This is a genomic window from Micromonospora citrea (assembly GCF_900090315.1).
GTDB lineage: Bacteria > Actinomycetota > Actinomycetes > Mycobacteriales > Micromonosporaceae > Micromonospora > Micromonospora citrea.
This window is the reverse complement of sequence record NZ_FMHZ01000002.1, coordinates 2335351-2361559: the sequence shown is the minus strand read 5'-3', so window position 1 is coordinate 2361559 and position 26209 is coordinate 2335351. Positions and strand designations below refer to the sequence as shown.

General features: G+C 68.8%; 12 protein-coding genes. 3 read left to right on the top strand and 9 right to left on the bottom strand.

Annotation, left to right across the window (positions count from 1 at the left end; all coding sequences use genetic code 11):
- Positions 1-34 precede the first annotated feature (34 nt).
- The 3 genes from GA0070606_RS10700 to GA0070606_RS10690 form a co-directional block, all read right to left on the bottom strand.
- On the bottom strand, positions 35-715 hold the full coding sequence (locus tag GA0070606_RS10700) for a hypothetical protein (protein ID WP_141721638.1): 681 nt from the start codon (positions 713-715) through the stop codon (positions 35-37).
- A 3-nt stretch (positions 716-718) separates the two neighbouring features.
- Entirely contained in the window at positions 719-2881 is a 2163-nt protein-coding gene (locus GA0070606_RS10695) for a hypothetical protein (RefSeq protein WP_091097286.1), read from the bottom strand.
- Positions 2882-3107: 226 nt separating this feature from the next.
- The gene (locus GA0070606_RS10690; protein WP_091107566.1) at positions 3108-4643 is read right to left on the bottom strand and encodes a sigma-70 family RNA polymerase sigma factor; all 1536 of its coding nucleotides are present in this window, start codon (positions 4641-4643) and stop codon (positions 3108-3110) included.
- A 205-nt stretch (positions 4644-4848) separates the two neighbouring features.
- On the opposite strand from GA0070606_RS10690, the gene GA0070606_RS10685 reads away from it, so the two are divergent.
- The gene (locus tag GA0070606_RS10685; protein ID WP_091097284.1) at positions 4849-6033 is read left to right on the top strand and encodes a phosphotransferase family protein; all 1185 of its coding nucleotides are present in this window, start codon (positions 4849-4851) and stop codon (positions 6031-6033) included.
- A 543-nt stretch (positions 6034-6576) separates the two neighbouring features.
- A complete protein-coding gene (locus GA0070606_RS10680; RefSeq protein ID WP_091097282.1) occupies positions 6577-12345 on the top strand; it encodes an AAA domain-containing protein in 5769 nt (1922 codons plus the stop codon).
- Between the two features lie 114 nt (positions 12346-12459).
- Here GA0070606_RS10680 and GA0070606_RS10675 read toward each other — a convergent pair whose 3' ends face one another.
- Genes GA0070606_RS10675 through GA0070606_RS10655 form a run of 5 tightly spaced genes read right to left on the bottom strand, consistent with a single transcriptional unit; the run spans position 12460 to position 22575 of the window.
- Positions 12460-15195, bottom strand: coding sequence for a sigma factor-like helix-turn-helix DNA-binding protein (locus tag GA0070606_RS10675; protein WP_141721636.1), 2736 nt, complete (start codon positions 15193-15195; stop codon positions 12460-12462).
- A 41-nt stretch (positions 15196-15236) separates the two neighbouring features.
- The gene (locus GA0070606_RS10670; protein WP_091097278.1) at positions 15237-17243 is read right to left on the bottom strand and encodes an AIPR family protein; all 2007 of its coding nucleotides are present in this window, start codon (positions 17241-17243) and stop codon (positions 15237-15239) included.
- On the bottom strand, positions 17240-18247 hold the full coding sequence (locus GA0070606_RS10665; RefSeq protein WP_176737296.1) for a PD-(D/E)XK motif protein: 1008 nt from the start codon (positions 18245-18247) through the stop codon (positions 17240-17242). Before GA0070606_RS10665 ends, GA0070606_RS10670 begins: the two co-directional genes overlap by 4 nt.
- Complete coding sequence (locus tag GA0070606_RS10660) at positions 18244-21051, bottom strand: Z1 domain-containing protein (RefSeq protein WP_176737295.1); 2808 nt, start codon at positions 21049-21051, stop codon at positions 18244-18246. Before GA0070606_RS10660 ends, GA0070606_RS10665 begins: the two co-directional genes overlap by 4 nt.
- A gap of 45 nt (positions 21052-21096) precedes the next feature.
- A complete protein-coding gene (locus tag GA0070606_RS10655) occupies positions 21097-22575 on the bottom strand; it encodes an ATP-binding protein (protein ID WP_091097275.1) in 1479 nt (492 codons plus the stop codon).
- 337 nt (positions 22576-22912) lie between these two features.
- Here GA0070606_RS10655 and dcm point away from each other — a divergent pair, with 337 nt between their 5' ends.
- Positions 22913-24862, top strand: a complete 1950-nt coding sequence (gene dcm / locus GA0070606_RS10650; protein ID WP_091097273.1) for a DNA cytosine methyltransferase — start codon at positions 22913-22915, stop codon at positions 24860-24862.
- A gap of 17 nt (positions 24863-24879) precedes the next feature.
- Here the strand turns inward: dcm and GA0070606_RS10645 are convergent, their stop codons facing one another.
- Entirely contained in the window at positions 24880-26196 is a 1317-nt protein-coding gene (locus GA0070606_RS10645; protein WP_091097271.1) for an ATP-binding protein, read from the bottom strand.
- Between the last annotated feature and the right edge of the window lie 13 nt (positions 26197-26209).

Sequence of the window (26209 nt, the reverse complement as noted above, 5' to 3'; positions counted from 1 at the left end):
CAGCGGCCTCCGGACCCGGCGGTTCGGCCGGTGGCTACCGGCCCAGGTCGGGTGTCGCCGGGCCGGTCAGCCGCAGCTGGCGGGCGTTGGCCCGGGCGTGACCGGCGAGGATCTCACGCGCCTCGCCGGGGTCGCGGCGCGCCACCGCGACCACCCTGGTCACCCGCCGGGCGGCCTCCTCGACCCAGTCGAGGGGCTGCGGGTCACGACGGTTCTGCTCGGCGGCGCGCTCGGCGTATCCGGCGGCCACCTCGGCGGCCGGCAGGTCGCCCAGCAGCAGACTGGCGTACGCCAGTTCCTCGTCGAGCAGCACGTCGATCCACTCCTGCCCCGGGTCGAGCTCGGCCAACCGCTCCCGCAGGTGCGACAGGTAGCCGTCGAGGGTGGCGTACCGGTCGAAGAACGGCACGGCGCGGGCGACGACCGCGTCGACCACCTGCGCGGCGACCGACGAGTATCCGGCCGGCGTGGCGGGCGCCTCCCAACGGCCCAGCCGGAAGCCGCACGTGTAGCTCTCCGGTTCCGGCTCGGCCAGCAGCTGCACCTGCGCGTGCAGGAAGAACGCCGACCCGTACGCCGACGGCTGCGGCACGACCCGCGCGGCCGTCCAGCCGACCGGCGCGCGGACGAGCGAGTCGCCGGCCAGCTCCCACCGCTCGCCCAGCGCCGGGACAACGTGGCGCCGCAGCGCCTCGATCCACACCCGAGTGTCCATCGGTCAGCACCGTACCTCGAACACCGGTAGCTGACGGTTGCGGTACTGCGCCGGCAGGTTGCGGTGGAGCTTGTCGTACCAGTCCTGCTTGAGCCCCTCGTCGCCGGTCTTCAGGTCGAGGAAGAACTCGGGCCGCAGCGGGTCGGCGCCCACCACGACGTCGGCGCGTGCGCTGCCGGCGGGCCAGACCATGCGCCCGAAGTACGGGTTGTAGCGCATCGGCGCGATGCGCCCCCGCAGGTAGGAGACCTCGCTGTGCAGGTTGCCGCCCTCGGCCTCGACGAGTTCGGCGAACCGCTTGTGTACGGCCGTGCCCCAGGTGGCGGCCGTGTGGTGCGGCTGCCGGGCGACCTCCCGGCAGGCCTGCCTCGCGAGCTGCTCCACCCGGGCCTTCGCCTGCTGCTGCGCCGGCGTCAGGCTCGGTGCCGTCGCGGTGGGGAAGACCATCGCGCTGCGGGTGGCCTGCGGCTGGGCGGTGCCGCTCGGGGCGTTCGGCGCGGTGCCGGCCGGGGTGGGTGTCGGCGTGGCGCGATGCCGCCGGTTGCGGGCGAGTTCCTTGGCCAGGTCGTCGGCGAGCGCCTTGATGTCGGCCTGGACGAGCGCCCGGGCCACCGTCGACGCCTGGGCGCGGACCGTGTGGACCCTGGGGTTGCGCGACGGGGGGATGCGGTAGCGGGCGAAGCAGGACGTGGTGACGCTGCCGTTGGGCCGCATGCTCTTCGTGGTGGTGCAGGTGGCGATCGGGCGGCCGTCCAGCGTCATCGAGGTGGTGATGGACGCGTTGACCGGCCGGTTGACCGACAGGTACGGCGAACTCGACACCACCCGGTTCGACACCGTCACGTTGGCGCGGCATCCGTTGACCGTGCACGGTGCGAGGGTGATCGCCCCGTCGAGGGTGAACCTGACCTGGGAGTCGACCGAGTTGCGCAGCTCCTGCACGCGCGTGGCCAGGGTGCGGAAGAACTCCTCGACCTCCTCCGGGGTGAGGCGGGCGAAGCCGAACTCGAACTCGCCGTCGGCCCGCGCGCCCCGGGCGATCAGCCGTACGCCGCCCGACCCGTCGTCGTTGCGGGTGCCGGTGACCGTCGGGCCGCTGCCCGCCCGTGCCGCCACCCGGACGACCTGCCGTGGCTCGGTGGTGGTCACGTGGACCGTCAGCCCACCCGCGTCGATGACCTGCACCGGCACGCCGTCGATCGTCGTGGTGGCGCCGGGCACCGGCAGGTCGGTGACGCCTTCGCCCGCCAGCACGTCGGCCAGGGTCGACGGGGCCAGCGAGTCGCCGAGGTCGAGGCCGAAGTGGTCGTCGGCGACCTGCACCCACTGCCGGCCGTACTCGGTGACGACGTCGGCCCGTACGCCCGTGCTCCGCCAGTAGGCGGCGGGGGCCCTGACGAAGGTGCGTTCCCCGGTGTCCAGCGCCTGGAGGCGGTGGCCGTTCACGCCGAGCTGCGCCAGCGTCGAGCCCTCGGCGGTGACCCGCGCGTCGACGGTGACCCGGTCGCCGTCGTCGTCGGTGAACCAGCCGGTGTAGCGGGCGCCGGGCACGCCCGCCACCGTGACCGCCGCGGCGGCCAGGTCGCCGGCCGCCGCGACCTGCCGTGCGACGTGCGGGTCGAGGGGCGGCGGCGCGTCGGGGTCGTCGCCGACGGTGCGGACCAGGAAGACGCCGAGCAGGGCGCAGACCAGCAGCAGCGCGAGGGCGCCGCCGCCGAGGCCGAGGAAGAGCGGGGTGTGGTTGCGGCGCGGCCGCGGTGGCGCAGGCGGACAGTCCGGGTACGGCGGGGGCGTGGTGGTGCGCAGCGGCGCGCCCGCCCACGGCTGTCCCGGCGCGCCCGCCCACGGCTGCCCCGGCGTGACCCCCGGCCGGTACTGCGGCGGCACGGCCGTCCCGGCGGCGGGGGACGGCGGCGGCAGCGGCGGGCCGGTGTGCGCGGGTGGCGGAACCGGCGGCGGGCCGACCTGGGCGGGCGGCGGAACCGGCGGCGGGCCGACCTGGGCGGGCGGCGGGATGGCCGGTGGGCCGGGCTGAGCCGGCGCCGGACCCGTCGCTGGGCTGCCGTGCGCCGGCGGCGGGGGCGCCTGCGCCTGCGCCTGCGCCTGCGGAGGGTGCTCCGGCTGCTGCTCCGGCTGTGTGTCGTCGGCCGCTGCGCCCTGGACCATGATGTCTCCCGGTGAGGTTACCGGCACCGTCGGTGAGAGCCTATGGCCTCGATGCAAGACGGTGTATGTCCGGACGCCCGCTGCGGATGTGGGAGTCATTCCGTGCCGAGCACGACGGAGGCGGCGAACTGAGCCGACCGGCCCGGCGCCGGGTTGGCGTCGGGCCGGTCGCGCCGTCGGCGCTGCGGCGCCCTGCGCGTGCGGAAGCCTCGCTCTTGCGAGAGCCTCAGTAGTCGATGTTGATGGCGGCGATCTGGCGGGTGCCGTTCCAGACGATGGCGGGGCCGGCGTAGCGGGAGCTGGCGTAGGTCAGCGCGGTCCTGTGCCCGGGGCTGTTGAACCACGCCTCGATCATCTGCTCGGGTGAGGAGTTGCCCGAGGACGCCCACAGGACCTCGTGGCCGCAGTGCTCGAAGGTGCCGGCGTCCAGGTTCCGCTTCACGCAGGACTCCGCGGCGCGATGCTCCGTCGTGCGCAGCCTCACCTCGGGCAGCCCGAGCGCGCGGCGCCGCTCGTTGAGCAGCACCAGCAGCCGCTGCTCCGCCGCGGACACGCCGGTGGACGTGGCGGCGGCCCGGGTCGGTGACTTCGTCGGCGTCGGCGACTTGGTCCTCGGCGACCTGCTCGGCGTCGGCGACTTCGTGGCGGCGGGGCTCGATCGTGAGGGGGTCGGCGACCTGTCGAGCGCCGTCGGGGAGGGCGACGCGGGCGCGGGCCCGGTCGGCTCGGCGGCGGGCACGGTGATCGCGGTCGACGACTGCGCGCCCGTCGCGCCCGCCGGCCGCCGGCTCGGCTCGGCGGAGTAGCCGGAGACGATGAAGCCTCCGCCGCCGACCACGGCGACGGCCGCGAGGACGCCGACCAGGGCCTTGGGCAGGGACAGTGCCTGCCCCAGCAACCCGGCGGTCTTCGCGTGCGCGCCCGCCTCCGCGGCACCCCGCGACGCGCCGGCGGCGGCACGCATCCGCTGCGTGACGTGCGAGGCGAGAGCGACCGGGATCGGCGTGAGCGCCAGGCCGGCCAGCAGCCGCTCGGCCGGGACCAGGTCCGACGTGGCGTCCGGGCAGTACGCGCAGGTCCGGATGTGCCGCGCCAACCGCTTACGCCACACCGGCGCCGGCCGGCCGTCCCAGTCGGCGGCCGTGTCGAGCAGGCCCGCGCAGCCGGGCCGGGCGGCCAGGGCCCGCACCACCAACCGAGCGGTGTCCAGCTGCGCCTTCATCCGGGCCACGCGGACGGTCACGTGGTGCGGCTCCAGTCCCAGGGCGTCGACCAGGTCGGCGCGGGAGAGGTGACCGGCCTCGACCAGCCACCACAGGGACAGCAGGTGGCGGTGGTCGTCGTCCAGCCAGCGCGTGGCCAGGGCGACCTCGCGGCGTTGGTCGGAAAGGCGGAGCCGGGTCAGGGTCAGGTCCTCGAAGTCGGAACCCGGGTCGATCACACTGTCGATGTCCTCCGGCGGCGCCGGCGTGGCGCGCTGGTGCTGACGGGAGGCGCGGACCTCGTTCATGGTGACGGCCACCAGCCACGAGCGGAAGAGCCGCGGGTCGCGCACGCCCGCCAGCCCTCGCACGACGCTCAACATCGTGTTCTGCACGACGTCGTCGACATCCGCCGACCGGTTCAGTGCCCGGCCCACGATGTTGTAGACGAGCGGCAGGTAGTGCGAGACGAGCGCGTCCAACGCCGCCTGGTCGCCCCGACGCGCGGCGTCCACCACCGTCGACATGTCGGTCCTGATCGGGTACGCGTGATCGGTCACGCTCACAACCTCGCCTTCACGAGACATCCTCGTACCTACGTGGAGACTGGTCGGCACCCGTCCAGGTCACACAAACTCACGTCGTCGTCGGGACACGTTCGGAAAGTACCGGCCAACAGCTCGCCCACGGCATGCCCCGGCGGCCGGCGCGACGTGGGGTGTTAACAAGTCGCACGGGCTCGCCGAGCGCCGGTAGCGTGCCGGCGTGTCCCACCGCACCGTTACCCTCGCCCTGGTCGACGCCGCCGGCACCCCGCTGGGTGCCCTGCCACCCTTCGACGTGCCGTCGCCGTGGTGGCAGGAGGTCGCCCCCGTCGTGGCCGAGGCCCGCCGACGGTACGGCGTCGAGGTCGTCGTCCTGCGCCTGCTCGGCGGGGACGACACCGGCACCGTCGGCGGCGCGGTGACGTACCTCGGACAGGTCGACGAGCCGCCCGCCACGCCGCTCGCCCCGGCGAAGATGGAGCTGTCGGCGGACCCGCTGCGCGCCCCGTACGCCGAACCGGGCGGCCCGGCGCGCAGCCTGGCGTGGGCGACGGGGGAGCTGCGGCGGCTCGGCCGGCCGGTCGAGACCGTCACCCAGCAGCGCACCTGGAACCTGTCGGCGGTCTGGCGGCTCGACGGGCCCGGCGGCACGGCCTGGCTGAAGCAGGTGCCGGTGTTCTTCCGGCACGAGGCCGCCGTGCTGCGCTGGCTCGGCCGCGCGGCGCCGGGGAAGACCTCGACGCTGCTCGCCGACGACGGCGACGGCCGGATGCTGCTCGACCACGTGCCGGGCGAGGACCGCTACGGGGCGCCCATCGAGGAGCGGCTGACCATGGCGGCCGACTTCCACCCGGTGCAGGTGCGGTCGGTCCCGGATGTGGCGGAGCTGGTGGCGGCGGGCGTGCCGGACCTGCGCGCCCCTCGCCTCGCCGGCTGGATCCGGGACCGGCTCGCCGGCCACGACACCTCGTCGGTGGCGCCCCTGCTGGCGGGGCTGGCGGCGCGGCTCGACGAGGTGGGCGGATGCGGGCTGCCGGAGACGCTGGTGCACGGGGACCTGCACCCCGGCAACGTGCGCGGCTGCGAGGGGCGGAACGTCGTCATCGACTGGGGTGACGCGTTCGTGGGACACCCGGCGTTCGACGTGCTGCGGCTGACCGAGGGGCTGCCCGCCGACGCCGCCGCTCCGGTGCTGTCCGAGTGGTGCGCGCGGTGGCGGGCCGCCGTGCCGGGGTGCGAGCCGGAGCGGGCCGTCGAGCTGCTGCGGCCGGTCGCGGCGCTGCGGATGGCGGCCGTGTACGCGATGTTCCTCGACGGGATCGAGGCGACGGAGCGGGTGTACCACGTGACGGACGTCGACGCGTGCCTCAAGCAGGCGGTCGGCTCCGCGCCCGCACTGCGCTGACCGTTCCCGACCGGTCGGGCCGCACCGGACCCGTCAGCTGTCGCATCTCCGACAGTGGCGCGCCGTGGGCGTGCGTCGACCATCCGCAGGGGTGACCCTGCGGTAGGAGGCCGCGACGTCTGACCGGTGACGCCGTTCGCCGCTGAACAGGCGAGGCGGAGATCACCGGCAGGTAGTTGCCTCGGCGCAATATTGACCTCGGAGGCAATTGACGGCGGGAAGAGGTCGACCCACGCCGGCCGATCGGTGGAACATCGGGGGGTCCCGCAGGCAGGACTCGTGCGGGTAGGGTCCGGGGACCGCCAGTGGGGAGGTGGGAGCTGTGGGCCTGCGCGAAGGTCGCGGTCAGCTTGTGCGACGGCAGGCCGGTCAAGGCGTCACGTGGACGTGCCCACGCCACCGGCACCTGTCGGGCGCCCGCGTTCCCACGTCCGTCCCACGCCGCCCCGGCCACCCCCACCGATCAGGCGGGGTCGGCCTCCTGACAACGGGTTGAGCCGGCCTCGCCGTGGCAGATCCATCCCCCAGAACCAAAGGTGCCGCATGCTCTCCCCCTCCACGTCCTCGACGGAATCGCCCGCGCTGATCCTGGACCGGGCCACCTCCCTGGTCGAGTACCTGATGGCCGTGCGGGCCCAGATGGAGAAGCCGGCCCGGACGGTGCCCACGGCCGACGCCTTCTGGCAGCACGACCTCCCGGATCACGCCGCCTGCGAGGTGGGTGTCTCCACCGACGGCAGCTGGCTGCGGGTCGGCCTGCCCGCTGCCGCCAAGCCGATCCGGACGCCGAGCGAGTTCGCCCCGTACCTGGCCGGGCCGTCGTCGTACGCGGCCGAGCCCCGGCTCGCGGGCGACGAGGAGACGATCGGGAGGCTCCAGGAACGGTTCGCGCAGTGGCGTGAGCGGGAGTGGCGCCCCTGGGCCGACCAGGCCCGGCGTACGGAGGCGGCACGGGACCTGCACCGCAGCCTGTTCGACCTGAAGCACCGCGTCGACATGAACGCGGCCACGCACGAGCTGGTGTGGGGGCACGGCGTCATCCGCGTCGAGGTCGGCGGGCACCGCGTGCAGTACCCGCTGGTGGTGACGCCGGTCGCCATCGAGTTCGACGCCGACCGGTCGACGGTCACCGTGGTGCCGCAGGGCGCCGCCCGGTTGCAGACCGACCCGCTGACCGGCCTCGACGAGCGCTACCTCGGCCAACTGCTCGCGCTTGCCGGCCCCGGCGGCCAAATCGACCTCGACGTGTGGCAGGACCTCGACCGGGTCGAGTTCTTCGAGCGGGCCCTGCGCCGGATGGGCCACGACCCCGTCGTCCGGGACCGCGGGGCGGCGGCACCGGCCGGCCCGCACGTCCACGACACCGGCGTGCTCTTCCTGCGCCCCCGCCAGCGGATGCTGCGCCGCTTCCTGGAGGAGCTTCGCGCCCGGCTGCTCGCCGGAGACACCGCGAGCATCGGCGCACTGGCCGCCGTCCTGGCGCACGAGCCGAGCCGGCTGGAGATGCCGCAGGACCAGCCGGCGCGGTGGGCGCCGCTGGGGGAGCGGCTGCTCATGCCGCTGCCGACCAACGAGGCGCAGGAGTCCATCGCGCGCCGGCTGGCGCAGCACCGCAACGTCGCCGTGCAGGGACCGCCCGGCACCGGCAAGACCCACACCATCCGCAACCTCATCTGCCACCTCATGGCGCACGGCAAGCGGGTGCTCGTGGTGGCGCAGAAGGAGGACCCGCTGCGGGTCCTGCGCGACGGCCTGCCGCAGGAGATCCAGTCGCTGTGCCTGGCGGTGCTCGGCCGCTCCACCGACCAGCTCGTGCAGCTCCAGCTGGCCGCCCGCGAGCTCTCCGACCGTGGGGCGACCCTCGACAGGCGGAGCGAACAACAGCGGGTCGACCGGCTTCGCCGCCAGCTCGAAGAGGCCGAGCGGGACCTCGGCCAGGCGCTCGCCGGCCTGCGGACGATGGCCGAGAACGAGTCCGCGCACTACGAGATCGACGGCATCCGGCTGTCGCCGAGCGACGTCGGAAACTGGCTGCGGGAGCAGGCCGACCGCTACGGCGACATCCCCGACGCCCTACCGCCCGACGCCGAGGCCCCGCTGAGCGTCGAGGAGTTCACCGAGCTGCTCGACATCGCCCGCCGTACGGTCGCGCAGGACCGCGCGCAGGCGATGCGGCACCTGCCCACGGCGGCCGAGCTGCCCGCCGAGGCGGCCGTCCTCGCCGCGCGGCGCGAACTCGCGGCCGTCCGGGAGGAACTCGACCGGCTCGCCGCCGCCGGGGTGGTCCTGCCGGAGGTACGCGCCATCGGCCGGCCGGCCCTCGACGACCTCGTCGGGGAGCTGCGCCAGGCGCTGACGCTGCTCGCCGGGCGGGAGGGCGCGTGGACCGACCGGCTCGCCACCCTGCTCCAGGCCGACCCGAACTGGCAGACCATGTGGCAGGACCACGTGACGGCCTGCCAGCGCGCGCTTGCCGACCTGACCGCGGCGGCCCGGACGCTGGCCGGTCACCAGGTGAACGTCCCCGAGACGCAGCTCGCCGAGCCGCGCCGCCTCCTCGCCCAGCTCGCCGAGCTGCGGCAGCGGTTCGCGACCGGCAAGGGCGTCAACCGGCTCTTCCAGGGCACCCTCGCCCGGTTGGCCGCCGACTGCCGTATCGACGGCGAGGCCCTGCGCACCACCGACGACGTCGACATCGCCGTCGCACACGTCACTCGGCTGCGGCTGCGCCAGGAGCTGAACACCCGGTGGACCGAATGGCGGCAGCTGCTCGACCTGCCCACCGACCTCGGCGACCAGCCCGACCTGTGGGTGGGCCGGCTGCTCACCGACGCCGCCACCGCGCTCGACTGGGACCGGCGCCGCTGGCCCACCCTGCACGCCGCCGTCCGCCGGCTGGTGCCCCGCGCCGAGCAGGCGGTCGACGTACGCCGGCTCACCGCCCTCACCGACCTGGTCTCCCGGTGCGCGACGGTGTTCGACCACGACCGCCTGATCGCCGACGAGCGGGCCCTCGGCGCGACCCTGCAGGAGGGCATGTCCAGCACGGACGCCAGCGAGCTGTGGCGGCTGCTCGACCAGACCCGCCAGCACGCCGACCTGGCCGGCTGGGACGGCATCCTCGCCGAGGTGCGCCGGCTCGCCGCGCTGCGCCCCGACGCCCAGCGCTTCGCCCAGCTCGCGGAACGGCTGCGGCCGGCCGCGCCGGGCTGGACCGCCCAGATCGAGGACGGCACCGCGACCGCGCTCGGCGGCACCGGGGCCGACTGCCCGCACCGCTGGCAGTGGCGCCGGGCGCAGACCTGGTTCGACGCCGTCGTCGGCAGCGTCGACCCCGTCGCACTCGGACGCCGGATCGAGCAGACGCGGGAACGGATCCGGCGGCTCACACAGGAGCTCGTCGTCGCCTCCTCCTGGCTGGAGGTCTCCAAGGCCCTCGACGACCGCCGCCGGGCCGCGCTCGCCGACTGGACCACCGCACTGCGCAAGATCGGCAAGGGTACGGGCAAGAACGCCGCCCAGTGGCAGGCCCACGCCCAGCGGGCGATGAACGCCGCCGTCGACGCCGTGCCCGTCTGGGTCATGTCCGTCGACCGGGCCATCGAGCAGTTCGCCGGCGGCGCCCACTTCGACGTCGTGATCGTCGACGAGGCGTCCCAGGCGGACATGTTCTCCCTGCCGATCCTCAGCCTCGCCGAACGCGCCGTGGTCGTCGGCGACGACCAGCAGATCGGCCCGCAGCTCTCGTTCGTCGGCACGGTCACCGGCCTGATCAACTCGCACCTGGTCGACGTGCCCTCCGCCGAGCACTTCGACCCCGAGAGCAGCCTCTACGACCACGCCGTGCGGCGCTCGCCGGAGCGCATCCTGCTCACCGAGCACTTCCGCTCCGTACCGGCGATCATCGGGTTCTCCAGCCAGACGTACTACGGCGGGGAGATCGAGCCGCTGCGCACCGACCGGCCCGCCGGCATCGGCGAACCCGTCATCGCCGTGCACGTCCCCGAGGGCATCCGTCAGGACCTGCCCACCTACGGCAACGTCAACGTCGCTGAGGCCGAGGCACTCGTCGAGCGGGTCGCCGCGATCGTCGCCGACCCCGCGTACGACGGGCGCACGATCGGCGTGGTGAGCCTGCTCAGCACCAGCGGGCAAGCCCTCTACCTGCTCGCCCGCCTGCGCGAGACGGTGGGCGAGGAGGAGATGGAACGGCGCCGGCTGCGCGTCGGCGACTCGTACACCTTCCAGGGCGACGAACGCGACATCGTCCTCGTGTCGACGGTCGTCTCACCGCACAACGGCGTCGTCTCCGCCTTCACCAAGCGCGACCACCACCGGCGGGTCAACGTCGCCGCCTCCCGGGCCCGCGACCAGCTCTGGGTCTTCCACTCGGTGCAGCCCGCCGACCTGCGCGAGGACGACGCCCGAGGGCTGCTGCTCACCTACTGCCAGAACGTCACCGCCGCCGAGGAGGCCTACGACGACCTGGAGAAGCGCTGCGACAGCGACTTCGAACGCGCGGTGCTGCGGCGGATCCTGCGCCGGGGCTACCGGCCGCTGCCGCAGTTCCGCATCGGCGGATACCGGATCGACTTCGTCCTGCCGGCGCCGGACGGGCGACGGCTCGCCATCGAGTGCGACGGCGACGCCTACCACGGGCCGGACCAGTGGGAGAGCGACATGCGCCGGCAGGCGATCCTGGAGCGCGTCGGCAACTGCGTCTTCGTCCGCATCCGGGGCAGCGTCTTCAGCCGGGACCCGGAGGCGGCGCTGGAGCCGCTCTGGCAGCGCATCGACGAGCTGGGCATCATGTTCGCTGAGCCGACTCTCGAATCGCCGCGGGCCCTCCCCGCAGTCGACGCCACCAACCCGACGATAGTCGTGGATGACGTTGCCCGTGACGGAGAAGCTCTGTCCTCGGAACCTCATCCGGCTCTCACTGGCGGGCCGACGACCGCTGGGGCCAGCGCCTCTACTGCCGATGGCTCCGCCTGGATGCATATTGACCAAGAGACCACATCGGACGGCTCTGCCGCAGCGGGGCCGCAGCCGATCGTCGAGACTCAGGCCTTGGACAACCTGCCGGATTTGGGGGCCACGGCACCTCGGCCGTTGGCCGAGCCCGTTCAGACATCGGGGAACGCTTCCGCCCTTCGCCAAGGCGACATCAAGGTTGAGATCTCGGCAGTGGACGAGCCATCGGCGCGCCAGTCTGAGCCGGTCGCTGAGGCTCGCCCGCTGAATCAGCTGCGTCCTGAGGTACCGTCGGACCCCGATGAGCAGGCCAAGCCACGGCTGGCCTCAACCGGGCTGCCTCGACAAGCAGCAAGGGATTCGGACGCCGGACAACCGAAAGAGTGGACGACGCCTCCTCCGGCGGACGGGCAAGGCTCTCTCCCAGCTCCGTCCCTCGAGGACAGCACGATGGAACCGGAGCCCCCGGTGCCTGCTGGATACGACAGTCTCGCGTGGCTGCGGCCGTACGAGGCGCAGGCCGCCATCACCAGCTACCAGCAGCGGTCTGACATCCCCATCCGGCACGACGGAAAGGTACTCGGGTGGGCCAGGTTTCACCCAGGCACCTCTGCGGAGGCCCGAACTCACCGCGCAAATATCAGAATTGACCGGACCGGTCCCGATGGCCCTGAAGTAGTTTGCTGGGTGCACCAGAACGAGGCGAAGGCGGTCATCCAAGCAGCCAGCAGGAGGCGGAACATCTTCTGGGAGGTTCCCCATGGTGGCCGCGGGGGGTTGGTCCAATACTTCTCACCCACCAGCCCGGCAGCAGTCCGACATCGGAGTGTGACCCGTCTGCTGCGTTCGGTGGAACACGTTCCAACTGGCGCTACGGATTCAGGTGCCGGGAACACCCAGGATATCGCGAAGCCGGTTGAGGAACGTGACGCTGAGCGACCGCAGCGGCAAGCAACGATGCAGAAGGCGGAAGGGGTATCTCGCGCTCGCGCGGATTTGACGGCCTCAACCACCCAGGGGACGAGTGAGCAATCAGGGCTGGAGCGAGCCTTTCACCAGGCGATGGTTCGTATCCTCGTGCGGGCGCGCGATGAGGCCAACTACAACCCGACTCTCCTGCTGAGGATGGTCACCGAAATGGGAGGTCTCGTTGCGGCTCGACGGCTTCTCCACAATCCGGTGGTCTCGGATGGATTTACCGCGCTGTGGGAGCGGGGCCGCGTGGATCTCACGGTGGAAGCTCTCGTACTGCAGGCGGAGTTCCACCCGCTCTTCACAGAGGGGGAGCTGACCGTGGCCAGCTGTCGGGTCAAGGGAGCCGGCTCGCGGAGTTCTTGAGTTCGCGATCAGATGGCTGTCAGTAAGGCAAGACCGAGCTGACGGCCATCCTCAGCGAACGAACCCAGAGTTGCCTGCGAGGCCGACGTGTCGACTCAGCTGGCGCTCGACGGGTCAGCCAGCTTGCCCGTGGCCGCGGAGCAGTCGCGTTGTGCTCCTGTATCGTTCGGCGGCCTCGCTGCCAGGCCGGAAGTACTGCACCATCCCCGCGGCGACGCCGTCGGGTCCGCGAACAGCTATGGGCCGCTTCTCTGCTGCTGCCTGGACGATGGCGAACGCCTCGTGCTCGCGGATCCAGCACACGACGCGCTCGCCCTGCGACCTGGCTCTGACCAGCATCACGTTGGCGCGGAACTTGGATGCGTCACCGGAGCTGTCGTCGACGTACCTGGCCCAGCCCGCAATGTTTTCTCCATCGTGCACGGGAACGTCGGAGTGCAGTTGGTAAGCCAGCACAGCGGCCTCCGCCTCATGCGGCCGGACCCACCCCACACTGCGGTACCCCGTCGGCACGGACACGGAGCCGTTGTCGGACGAGGCCTGGCCCTGTGGTTCCGCCTCGACGGCGACATTTTCGTTGCTGGCGTCGCCCCCGTTGTCCTGGCCGTTCCGCACGGCCCCGGGATCTGACGGATCAGTTGGCGACAGATCGACCCAGTGACGGCGAGGACGGGTCCATACCTCCTCAAGGAGACCCGCAATGTCATCATCGCCGCGCTGCCGGTAAGCCGCCAGGATTTGTCGGGGCTTGGCATCGACTGGAAGATCAACTGCCATGGCCAAGGCCATCTGTGCGTCTTCCGGGTCCCCGACCCCCTCAGCGCAGCCCGTGAGCGCCGCAGCCTGCTCCAGAGGGTGGTCCTCGGGATCCACCGGATCTTGAAGCGAAACGTCAAATCGACCGTACGGGGCGAACTCAAGGAAAACGTTCTGGCCTTCCCGCACCTCAAGGCGGTCGAGGAACCTCTTGATCGTTCCGCTTGACGGCTGCAGTCCCGTCCATCGGATGCTCTGCGTGCCGAGATCCGATTCAAGCTCGACGACCTCGCCCTGTGCACACCCCACGAGACTGGCCACTCCGGAGGGCACCGGGAAGCCAGAGCCGCGGAGGTGGTCTCGGGTGACGGTGACACGCAGCTTCCACCAGCCGTCGTCGTACTTGAAGAGCCGGCGGGTGGCGCTTGGCGCCTTGCGAGGTGCTGCGGGGGATTCCCGACGTCGGACCACACCCTGCGCAATCTCGTAGTCACCGTTCCCGGCGTAGGCCTGCACGCTGCTCGGTGACACGTCGAAACGGCTCGTGATTGACTCGACGAGCTGTCCGATTTCCAGCTCGCCCCCTGCGGCGGCCAGCTCCAGGCCAATCTGCTGCCGGATCGACGTGTACTCCTCCAAGTGCCAGCTCGCAAGCCCCCAGGTTGCCCGGTCGGTCCTCACGAAACGCTCGTCGTCGGCCAGTTGGTTGGCGAGACTCCGAACGCTGTTGTCCCGGCCCATCTGCAGCTGAAGCTCGTCGATGTGAAGCGGTTCGCCAGTCGCGGCCAGGAGGCCTGCGGCGTGATCACTGAGGGAGCGGGTGCGGGTCAGGATCTGGTTGTTGTGAAGCGTGTAGCCACACCAGCTGAGCCAGGCGAGCAGCTCGGCCTTCGGCATCGGGGTGGCAGCGGCGACAGCGGCCAGATCTACGAGGCCGTGTTCCGTCGCGAAGTCCTCAAGCAGGGTGCGGGTCTGTTCGCGCGCGGCGGGGACGTCGGGAGCTGCCGCCCACCCGTCTGTCACCTCGAAATAGTCGTCCAAGCGGTCCAGCACGAGCCAGAGTGGGACGCTGACCCCTGGGACATCCCGGGCGAGGTCGGGGTGCAGGGTGATCAGCCGGTCCAAGGCGGCGATCGGTTGGATCTCCGTGCGTATACTCGCCAGGAGATTCCCGACAGCTGTGCCGAAGTGGAATCTTCCGACAAGCAGATCCTTCACCTTGCTCTCGATCTGCCGGACTCGCTCGCGGGAAACATCGAAGTCGTCCGCCAGCTCCGCGAGTTTCTTCGGGGGCCTGCCAAGGAACCGGTCGCGCAGAATGCGAACCTGCCGCTCGTCGAGCTCGGACAGGAACGCGGTGAACTCAAGGACCGGATCCGAGCTTGCGGTGGCGGAAACCATGTCCGCCGCCGTGAATGCGTTGAGCCGGAGAGCCAGTTCCTGGATTTCCTCAGGCGCTCCGTCCTCGACCACGACATTCAGCAGGGACTGGTCGCCGCGACGTCGGATGTGACGCCAGACCGCCAACTGGCTGAGGTCCTCCAGCATCTGAAGCTGGACGGGGGGTAGAGGAGCCGGCATTGACCCGCGTAGCGGCTCCCCTTCGTCTTCCGGGCCATCCCATTCGTCCTGCTCACCGGACCGGACGATCGCTGCCGAGACGAGGGCTGTGACGGCATCCTCAACCGTGTTGTGCCCCGTCCCGCGGACGTCGTAAAGGTCTCCGACTGTCAAGGGCTCGAGATCGGCGACCGTCTGCACCTGCAGGCGCTGAAATGTTGTCGCGACCCTGGAGCTGATCGCAAGAGTGGACAGAGGCAGTTGGCGCGGGACTGTGGGGAAACTTGGGCCGAAGGCAGCGGTTGAATGACGGACGACGAACAGCTGGGCGAGATGACGGCACAGTTCCTCGTGCTCAACGGTCATCGTGGTGACCGCCGGCGACTCAGTGATCCACCAGTCAGGTGAAGGAGTCAGATCCACAAGTTCTCGTGCTGTCGCCGGCGTGTACGGAGCCAGCCAAGGCAGCAGCCGGGTCCAAGGCGCGTCGTGGTACGCCTCGGGGGGCAGATCCCCGAATGCTGTGCTGGTCACGGTTGTCCTCTCGTTGTCAGTGCTCGACGTCAGATTGTTGATCAGTGGTTGGCGTGGAACCCGAGTCGCTTCGCCTCATCCATGAGTCGAAGCGCCTGAGTGGCCTGTTTGTCGGTGACCGGCCAGCCGTTGTTCACGTACCGGCCCACGGTCTCGGCCAACTGGCGTTGCCAAGGCTGCAGGTTGCGGGTTTCCTTCGCCCAACGTGCCACTGCAAACCACTCGGGTGCGGAGATGGCCGTCACCGAGGCGACGTCACCGGAGGTGTCGTCCGGCACCGTTGGCGCGCTGTCTTCGACGGGCTGGTCAGTAAGCTCGGCGATGAGTTCGTCCGGCACCGTCCATGGGACGGCGAGGACTGCCTCCCAGCAGTCCGGACGCTTCGCCCACTCGCCGATGTTGGTGCCGCCCCGGAGAGGGTTGACAATCACATCACGAACGGGGACGCAGAGCTCTTCCAAGGCTGTGACGAGGGCTGGGCTTAGGCCCTGCTCCCGCCAGATCCGATCCAGGTCGATCCGTCGTGCCGTCGCCTCAGCGAGCCGGGCGATTGAGTATGACGTGATGTTGATCTTGTAGCCGCCGAAGTCCTGAGCAGCGACAATCTTGTCGGTCGCCTTAAACAGGATCGCCTTGGCGATGAGCCGCTGGCCGAAGCTGATGTTGATGTCCGGAACGTTGTCACCCATCCGCATCATAAGCTCGCGGAAGTTCTTCTCAGCCCCTCGGCTCACCAGGTAAGGGAGCCCAGCCCAGGAATGGATGTACTTTGCCGCGTCCGCCTTGGTGAACTTCTGAGCGAGAGGATGCAGGCTCTTGAACTTGCGCTGGTTGGACGGCGTCCGTTCGCGGGCGAGCGCGTCGGTGTACTGCCCGCGCGCGCGCTCATAGAACCAGCGAGTCTCCTGCCCGCTGCCGTCTGCAGCGGGGGCCCATAGCGATCGCGTGATTTTCTCGATGCCGACGTGGAATGGGTGATTCGAGCTGAAGTCGACGACCGTGACCTTGTTCTGGGTGTTCGAGTACTTGGAGATTTCAGGAACGATCTCCTGCAACCGGTCCGGAGAGACCCGGGTCAGTTTCATCTGGATGTGGACCCGGCCGAGGTCCGCCTTGTCCCTGGTATAGGCGTAGTGGATTGACGCTGTTGTCTGGCCACCGTTGACGATCTGCAGGTCGTGGACCCGGCTGATCGCCTGCCCGCCGCCGGGGAGCTGGGTGAACTCCACGGTCGAGGCTGTGGCCGTGATCCCGTTGTTGTAGGCCAGGAACCGGTCAGGGTTGTGCAGCAGGGTGTCGCGGATGCCGCGGTTGACGCCACCCTTGGTCTGCAGGAACGAGCGAACGTTGAGCTCGAGCAGACGCGTGCCGTGTTTGCCGTAGAGGTTGGCCAGTTCCTGTCCTGGAATGATGGCCAGGAAGACCGAGTAGTTCCGGTCGGTCTCAGGAGTGGCCAGGCAGGGCAGTGGCGGATCGAAGTCAACCACGATCGGTTCACTCAGCGTCCCGGACGAGGACAACCGGTGAAGGCGGGTCAGGTCCCAGATCTCGTGAGTGACCTTCAGGCCGTCCAGGTCCCCGGGCGGGATGCTGGAGACCGCACTGACAACGTCGGTGAGGAGGAAAAGACGGATGCGGGGGGCATCGGGCAGCGCCTTCTCGACCGCGACGCACATGTCATGCACGTCGGAGGACTCGTCGATGTCCCGCGCGAGACCGTCACGGCATTTGCGGACGAAGGTTGCCAGGCGCCTGAGCAAGGTCTCGACTTGGGCCCGCGGCAGGCGGTCCTCCTCAGGCCTGAGACTGAAGTGGGTGATGAAGAGATCGAGAGTCCCCAGGGATTCGTTGGTGCCGTAGCCGTTGACCTCCAGCCCGTGGGCCTTGTGGTAAGCGGTGAAGGTGTTCTCGATCTCGCCGGCCTGCTCCAGTTCGTCGAGCACGCGACGGGTGAAGGTGTCGGGGGCTGTGGCGTTCTCCGCCTCGGCCGTCGCGAGCACCTCGGCGACGAGTTCCTGAGCGTAAGCCGACAGGCTGTTCTGGCTCATGCCTTCCCCTTCACGATGTTGGCCACCCATTCTGCGGAGACACCGTACTGGTCAAGTCCGGCAGTGCTTATCCGGTAGCGGCAGTCACCCACACCGGGTCGGAGGTCTACCTCCACGATTCGTGGGAAATCGCCGGTGACCTGCCAGAAATCGGTCCGGCGGACGGTGTACCGAACGTCCTCGTACATGTGACGGTGCTCGGACAGGTAACCAACCCGAACAAGCAGGTCACCGAAATCAGCTTGAGCCTGGCCCTTTGGCATCACGTCCTTCAGCGAACCGACAACCTCATTCAGCGACTCACCGGAACCGCCTCGCCGTTCGTCCACGGACAGGTGAGCCAGGATCAAGTGGTCCGTCCCAGTCTCGTCGAGCTGACGTTCGCTGGCGATCACGATACTTCCGGGGTTTCTGCCTGCTCCGGTCTTGACCTCGATAGCGCTCCCCGGCAACTGAAAGTCCTGATTCGCTCCGGTAGGGCCCCGCCAGGCAGAAATCGCTTCAGCGGGCGACAGGGCCGGAAGGAGGTGATCACGGAGCACCACGAGTTCCCCGAAGAGACCCCGTCTGGCATCCATGCCGAGGCCGGTGTCCCGAAGCGACTGAAGGAGGCGGCGCCAGTGTTCGAAGCGCTCGATCGCCGCGGTGAGCGCCTGCCCCGGCCCCTCCGTTGCCTGAGCCGCCAGAGCGACATCGACGATCAGCGGGTTGAACACTTCTCGCCGGTCGTCAGCGGTCAGCACCACCCGTAGCTCGGCATTTCCGTCGGGAGCCGCCGCGAACTGCAGCGCCAGACCTCGAGTGCTAGCGAGGGACGGGTGTCGCTCCTCCACTGCCTCGGCCGCGGTGGCCGGCACGCGGAAGATCAGAGCGCGCCGTCCACTGGGCTGTTGAACCGCCAGGAAGATGTCATGCCCCGAGCGTGGGAACAGACGACGAGCGACGATGCCGTACGGGTGGCGCTCCGCTTCAAGCGGTGCCCAGTCCTCTTCGTCAATCCTCACTCGTCGGGGTCCTCGTCGTCGTAGTAGTCGATCTCCTGCTGCCTCCAGATGTCGTTGACCACATACTCGGTCTCGGTCGGATGCTCCGAGAAGGGGAAGCTGATGGCGAAGCCGACAACCGGAAGACGGTCGTGGGTTGCTGTCTGCTGCGGATGCTCGATCGGGTAGATGATGAGTAGTGGCTCCTGCGCCGGGCGGAATTTCCGGAGTGACTGCCCGGTTGGGACGTCAGGCTCCTTGTACCTCCTGTTCTTGCGCTCGGCCCACGCCCGACGTGCTGCCCTCGTGGCCTGCAAAGCCAGCTCTCTCACCTCGTCTGCGAGATCGCTGCTCTCATCGGCAGGGTTGAGTACCCGTTTGATGATGAAGCGGTCACCTTCGATCGGGCGCTCCCTGCCCTCGACCGTCGGCGGCCGCCGCCTCACCAACCCGATCTTGTGATTGCCGATCTCCACCTGCCGACCTGGAGCACCCACCAGGCGCACCGTCCACCGGGACAATTCCCCGAAGACGGCGCAACGGCGGATGTACTCCGCGATGAAGGCGGGTCGCACGCGGTATGAGCCGCGGTCTGAGACATAACGGTCGAGAAAGCCGTCGATGATCTCTGCGGGGGTGATGTTCCGCCACACAAGGCTCTTGCCGTCGGTGTGTGGTTCCGTTGGGTCTCCCAACAGCCTGACGAAGTGCTCCAAGTTGTCGAAGTTGCGTCGCAGCACCTCTTGCCGGAGGTTGAAGATCGTGGTTTCCGGAAGCTCACCGGAGTAGCTCAGCCGTACCTTGACGCCACGGCGCATCTTGTTGGCGGCCGTGACCGCGAGTCCGGCGGAGGATGCGCGAACCCTGAGACCGAAGTTCTTTGGCGTCTCGCCGAGTGCCGCCATCTCCTCGAACTCCCGTCGCAGCTCGTTGTCCGCTGCGGTGATTTCGGCATAAGCCTCGCGAAGATCAGGCGTCGTGTACAACCGGCAGAGGTCCTCGTAACCAGGTCGGTAGCCGAACCAGCGCCCCATCTGCAGCAGAGTGTCGTAGGTGTTCGACGCGCGCAGATAGTAGCTGACGCTCAGTCCCTCCAAAGTCAGACCGCGGGACAGCTTGTTACCGCCCACGGCGATGACTGAGACCCCCGTCCGCCTGTGCTCGTAGTACTCGAGGGCGTCTCGTGAGCTGCCGTTGATAGCGCGTACTTCGATCTTGAGTAGGGCAGGGCGCAGCTCTTCTCGGACATCCTGCCAGGAAGGTGGGTCGGCTTCCGTGGACGGGAAGTTCACACTGGTCGGCGCGAAGTCGCGGTCCCAAAGCTCACGGAGCTGGGTGAGGACTTCTCCGGCTTCACGACCCATGCTGTCTCGGAGCCGGTCCCGCATCAGGCCGACGTACTCTTCGATCTGGTCGCGCACCAGGTTCTGCACGTTCATGAACCTGGTGACGTGGACAAGCATGGAGTTGTGCTGGCGGCCCTGCCCCCGTGCTCGCCGCGCTGCGCAGGTCAGTACGAAGGCGTCCAACGCCTCGCGCAGGGACTTTGGAAGGTCCTCTGGCAGCGGCCAGTCCTTCTTGTGGCGCCGCGGCATCCAAGCTTCGTGATCTTTGATGGCACGGAAGATCGGTAAGGCCTCCACGTCATCCTCGTCTGGGTCCTCGGCGCGTAGGCCGAACACGCGCTCTGGCCCGAGGTAGTTGGACGGCGCGGGCAGACTCTCGATGAAGCTGTCGGGGAACAGGTCGAGCCCGAACGTCTCGTGGTCGGCGTCAGGTCTAATATAGATGTTGGCGAATGGGGTGGCGGTGTAGCCGACGTAGGCGGCCTTGTCGAAGCTGTTCAGCAGGTGCCGGATGGACGCATTGATCCGTGTTGGATCGGCGTCGTCGTCCTTTGTCGTGTCAATCGACGCGTTGTCAGCCTCATCGTCGATTACCAGCAGGGGAACGTCCCGCACAACCTTGGTTACGCCGTCAGCGGTTGGTTCACCCTCAACCTCGACCACCCACTTCCGTACGTATTCGAGGATGCTCTGGTGCTTCTTGATCACCAAAACGACGGGATAGTCGCCGATTGGAAGGTTCAGGTTACTCGCCACGTGCCGCCGGAAGTCGCCCCCCTCAGCACTGTTGGTCAATGAGGCGATTCTGAGGCGCTTCACCCCTGGCATCACGCCAACACCGATGCGTGCGGTGCTCTTGTTCTCGTCGTAGCGTTGCTGATACTGGGTGTCGAAGCCGAGGAGCCCTTCGTCGACCCGAAGTTGGGTCTGACTGCGCAGGCTGTTGTGGATCCCTGCAAGGATCACGATGAGTTTGTAGCCGGCGTCGGCCGCCTTGCAGGCCAAGCCGATGTAGTTACCTGTCTTGCCCGACTGGACCTGACCGACCACCAGCCCGTGACGACGCCAGGAGCCGGGACGCTGTGGGTCCTCGAGCTGTCGCAGGATCCTGTCCGTGCTCTGGTTCAGCCGTCGTACGACTCGCGGCGGCATCAGCCGTACGTCCTCAAGATACCGGCGGTACCGGTCCCAGAAGTCCCAGCTGCGGTCCAGCTGCGCCTCGGCCAGCCACTCGATGTGGTTCCGGTCGTCCTTCAATCCCACTGAGTCGTCCTGCCAGACCGCCACCCGAGCCTGGATCTCTTTGAGCAGCAGCTCCCGGTCCAGTGCCTGGCCTCGGGCCTGCTGCATGGCGCAGACCATGTTCACGGCGTCGTTCAGCTCGGTCGGATTCGCCTGCCGATCCTGCGGCAGGAATGCGAGCACGAGCCGGATGGCCTGCTGCATCGCGTCATCTTCATCGTGTGTCAGCGCCGTCATCCGGCCCTCCCCGTTGGTCTGATGCGGTGGTTGGCGGTGGAGCCGTCAACGCTGCTGCCAGAATCCGTCGAACTGGTCGAAGGGCGGCATCAGTGCGAGCCGTTCCTTGGCTTCCCTGGGAGTCCGTCCCTGAGCGACGAAAGCGGCATAGATGCGGTTCGCCACATCCCCTACCTCTTTGGGAGCTGCCCCGAGGAACGGCTCGGGATCGTCGGTGACGTCGCCGTCGTGCATGATCCGCAGCGCCGCGACCGGCACGGTCTCCTCCAACAGCCTGATGAGGGCCTTCGCGTCAACTGCAGCATCAGGGCCGCCCTGCAGCACCTCCCGTACGAGTGGGTGGTCCCGGTTGATGCGGCAGCGGATGGTGCCGTCGCGCTTGTCGACGCGCCACGCGTAGATGAACTCGGCGCCGTGCTCGCGTGCGGCGATCCGCCCACGGTGACTCAGTACCTCTGCGGCTCGGCTCCGGGTCGCGGTACCGATGCGCTGCAGGTGGCGACGCGCGCCCACCGGTGGTACGGCCGTTGACTTCCGGACGTCGATCGCCCAGTCCGCGTCCGCCTCGGCCGGCACGTCGACGATGATGCGCGCCAGGTTGTACCGCTCGTCCCGTCGGAAGCCGCGGATGCCGAGCCAGTCGCCGGCGAGGATGAGCCGGTCCCGCCGATACACGTAGAAGCCCTGCTGGTCCAGCCAGCCTCCCGGGCCGGCTGCCTGTTGTTGCTGCTCGGGGCTGAGCTTCTTGGGGTGAGGCAGGATGAACGGCTCGATGCGGACCGTGTGGTTGCCGACAGGCAGCTCTTCTGCCGGTAGTCGCTGGACCGACGGGTGTCCGCTCAGGAACGGGTCCCAGGCCTTCACCGGTGTGGCGTTGACGGTCATCGCGAGCCGGTTCCTGCCTACGAGGAACCGCCCAAACACCATGCCCAGGTGCTCCTCGACCCGGGTCGCCTCCGCGTAGAACTGTTTCTGCGCCCGTGCATCTTCGGCGGTCACGCCGTCCATGGCGAACCGGTGCAGATCGCGCCAGACCACGGTCGTTCCAGCGCCGCCATGGGGCCGGAGCTGCTTGAGAAGCGTGCCGGTCTCCTCGTCAGTGCCGTGCAACAGCCGCCACTCGCTCGTTTCCGCGACGACGGACAGATCCCAGGTCCGGACCGCTTCTTCAGCGCTGACCGCTGTTCTCGTGCTCACGGTGAGGCGGGCCGCCTGCGAGAACGAAGCGCTCTTCAACCCCATGCCGAAGCGCCCGAGATCCGCGGCTGCGCGAGCCTGGTAGGAGCCCTTCGCCGCCACGGTCATCGCGGTGACGAGTTCGTCCGCTGTCATCCCCCTGCCGTCGTCCACCACCGCCACCCATGAGGCGGCGCCGGCCCACGTGAAGTAGACGTCGATCCGACGGGCGCCGGCGGAGACACTGTTGTCCACGAGATCCGCCACGGCAGCCTCGACGCTGTAGCCGAACGACCGTAGTGACGTGATGGTGCCCGCCGGGTCGGGGTTCGCGATGTCGTAGCTCAAGGCAGTCGGCTCCAGTCGGTGCAGGAACCTCTTCGGTGCCGCACGGTCGCGTTCGTTGCATCCCAACTCGGCGGGCGTGTCGAAGTCTCGGCGGAACCCGAACCCCGGGAGCGGGCTTGGTGAGTATAGGTACGTGACGGTGCTTACAGGCAGCCCTCCAAGATCGTTCCTCGCAGGATTTGAGCAGATTGTTCGGTTTTCGGAGTAAACTTCAAGCCGTACGGGCAGTAGTTGCCTCAGGACAATGGTGACCTCGGGTCCATACCAGTAGCTGCATGGCGGTGTGTCGCTGCCGGCGGTCGATGACTGGGGTGGCGTGCCGGTAACCTGCCTTGTCGTGACCACTGAAGACCAGCCCCCCGCCCCTGCCCGACGCCGTGGGTACGGAGTCAAGTTGGTCCGTGGTCCTTTCGTCCGGCTCGCGCCGCACCCCAAGGCCTGCTCGGAACCCGAGGAGTTCGTCTCCCTCGCATCTGAGCTCCGAGCCGAGGGAGTGCGTCTCGCCGCGGATTTGTTCAGCGGCGCCGGCGGTCTGAGCCTCGGTCTCGATGCCGCCGGCTACAAGGTCGTACTTGCGGTCGATCATGATGAGGAGGCCGTCGAGACTCACCGCCACCACCACCCTGGACTGAGCGTCAACTGGGACCTCGGCGATCCGGACCGGGTTCGGCAGGTTGGCGAACTCATGAAGGCGGCCGGAGTTGAGCTGCTGGCGGGCGGCCCGCCATGCCAACCGTTCTCGAAGGCAGGGCGCTCGAAGATTCGGCACCGGGTCCGGCACGGCCTCCGTGATCCGTATGACGAGCGCCGGGACTTGTGGCGGTCATTCTTGGAGATCGCACGGACCGCGCGCCCACAGGCTGTTCTCATGGAGAACGTGCCGGACATGGCGCTCGACAAGGAGATGTTCATCCTTCGGACGATGGTCCACGAGCTCGAATCGATCGGATACTCGGTCGAAGAGCGGTCGGTGGAGACGTTCCGTTACGGGGTGCCGCAGTTCCGCCAGCGACTCATCCTCGTTGCGCTGCGGGACGGCATCCAGTTCACCTGGCCGCGGGAACAGCCCGAGCGGGTCACGGTCTGGAACGCGATCGGCGATCTTCCCCCGGTCGAGGGGGGCTGGCGACCGGAGGGTGGCGCGGAGGGCTGGAGCGACTACGAGGGCCCGGTCAGTGAGTTCCAGCGCCGGATGCGCCAGGCCGTATCCGCCTCCGACAAGCACAAGGTCTTCGACCACATCACCAGGCCGGTGCGGGAGGACGACGCACGCGCCTTCGAGGCCATGGATCACAGCACGAGGTACAGCGACCTACCGGACGATATGAAGCGGTACCGGGACGACATCTTCGATGACAAGTACAAGCGGCTCGACGAGAACAACCTTTCTCGGACGATCACCGCACACATTGCCAAGGACGGATACTGGTACATCCATCCTCGTCAGAACCGGACCCTTACAGTCCGGGAGGCGGCCCGCCTCCAGACCTTCCCGGACTGGTTCCGCTTTGCTGGGCCACCGTCAGCGGCATTCCGTCAGATCGGAAACGCCGTGCCGCCGTTGCTCGGCGAGCATCTCGCCGGCGCCGTGCGGGCATCGCTCGACAACCCACGGCCCGTGTCGGCCACGACCCAGGATGTCGCGGCAATTCTCGCCAGATGGTTCGACAGTGCCGCCGTTCGCGGTCTTCCCTGGCTGCGGGCCGAGACGCGATGGCAGGTGATACAGACCGAAATGCTGCTGGACCGGGCCCCGGCCGATGTCGTGCGTTTCATCTGGCCGCTGCTTGCGCGCTGGCGACAGCCTCAGGACACGGTCCTGGCCGAGAGCGAGCTTGTCGAGATCAGCAAATGGGCGTCACGACCCCAGCGCGCCGGGACGATCCTTGAACTTGCGGGACGGCTCGCGGACAACCCTGAACTGCTCAATGATGACGATCAGCTGCGCCAAGTGGCCGGGCTGACGGAGTCAGTGGCTGATCTGGCGGTCCTGGTCGTGCCCGCTCATGGGGACGAGGACTCCGAGGAGCCCGTGCTGGTGACCAAGGGCGTGTTGCGGGTTGCGGCACGTTTCAGTGGGGATCCCGTGAATCGCCGAAACCGGCTGACTGACGGGCGGCTCGAGATAGCGCGGATGATCGGCGCGGACAGCGACGCCCGCCGTGCACACCTCGGACTGGTCGAGCTGGCGAACACACTGTGTCGGCCGGTGGAGCCTGAGTGCAACGCATGCCCGCTGCAGAAGCTGTGCCTCGAGTCCCGTGCCGACCCACTGCGGCTCTTCTGAGCAGGGTCGTCACTGACTCACACGTCCAAGCCCAGCGACTTCGCAATCTCCGGCGCATCTTTGCGCAGGGAAGCGGCGATCCGCTGCCAGGCGTCCCACTCGCCTGCCTGCATCGCTGCGGCTCGAAGGGCCAACCCGGCGGTGGTCGCGGCCTGCGTGGCGGCACGGACATCGGGAGTGGTATTGAGGTCAGTGGGGACCGGCTTCTGTTTGGGCCGTGCGCTCCGGCGATAGGCGTCGTTTGCGTAGATGCAGAGTTCATTGACCGGGGCCTCGAGCATCTGACGTAGCTGCGCGGGTAGCGAGACTCTCATCTTGGCAACGTTGATGTTGAAAGCCGAGTCGAGGTCGGTGCTGAAGTCGAGGGCGGCACGCGCCATTTTGGTGTGCTCGTCAATGCCCCGGATGCCGCTCCAGCCGCCCCACTGCACCAGTCGGTCCGCGCGGTAAACGTAGATGCCCTGCTGCCGGTTCCAGTTGAGCGGACCGGAGAGTCGCTCGAACTCGCCAGGAGTGGAGAATCGGTCGCGCGAGGGAAGGACGAAGCGTCGAAGATCCACGTGACCTGTAACGTCACCGATCGTGACCTCAAAGCGCTGCGGCGGCAGCTCAGACACGCCAGGCTCTTCGGGCGCAAACGGGTTCCATGCCCTGACCTTCTGACCGTTGACCGTGATGACCAGTGGGGCCTTGCCGTCGACGCCCTCAAGGAAGCGGTGGAACACAACTCCCAAGTGCTCAGCAGTTTTCGCGGCAAGGGTCTCGAACCGGCGTCGGGCCCAGCCGCCCTCAGGCTGCTTCTCGGGCAGCACCCGGTCAAGGTGACGCCAGAGGACCACTGTCCCGGTACCCTCGGCCAGCCACTGCTTGGCTCTGGCGACGTCCGGATCATTACCCGGGTCCACCACGACCCATTGGTCCCATTCCTCCACCACGTCAAGGTCGAGGACCCGGGCGGACGTCCGAACCACCTCGGGATTGCTCCGGGAAACCACCGCCACCGATCGGCACTGGGACAGCGAGGCGGTCTTGAGACCCAACCCGTAGCGGCCCAGCTCACCCAGCCTGTAGGAGCGACGCGTGCCGAGTCGCAGGCCCTCCAGCAGAGCGCCCGCCGACATGCCGCAGCCATCATCCGCTATGTAGACCCGCGACCTTGATCCCGCGAACTCGATCATCACCTCCACCCGCATCGCTCCGGCAGCCACGCTGTTGTCGACGATGTCCGCTACAGCCGTGGGGAAGTCGTAACCGATGTCACGAAGCGAGCTGGTCAGGCGCGCAGCCGACGGCGCAACATCGAACCAGGCCTTGCCGGGCACGGCTACCTCCATGAAGTCATGCGAG

Bases quoted from the DNA above. Each gene is read 5' to 3' on its own strand.
- GA0070606_RS10695 (WP_091097286.1), bottom strand. From the start codon at position 2,881: ATGGTCCAGGGCGCAGCGGCCGACGACACACAGCCGGAGCAGCAGCCG.
- GA0070606_RS10645 (WP_091097271.1), bottom strand. From the start codon at position 26,196: ATGGAGGTAGCCGTGCCCGGCAAGGCCTGGTTCGATGTTGCGCCGTCG.
- GA0070606_RS10670 (WP_091097278.1), bottom strand. From the start codon at position 17,243: ATGAGCCAGAACAGCCTGTCGGCTTACGCTCAGGAACTCGTCGCCGAG.
- GA0070606_RS10700 (WP_141721638.1), bottom strand. From the start codon at position 715: ATGGACACTCGGGTGTGGATCGAGGCGCTGCGGCGCCACGTTGTCCCG.
- GA0070606_RS10680 (WP_091097282.1), top strand. From the start codon at position 6,577: ATGCTCTCCCCCTCCACGTCCTCGACGGAATCGCCCGCGCTGATCCTG.
- GA0070606_RS10660 (WP_176737295.1), bottom strand. From the start codon at position 21,051: ATGACGGCGCTGACACACGATGAAGATGACGCGATGCAGCAGGCCATC.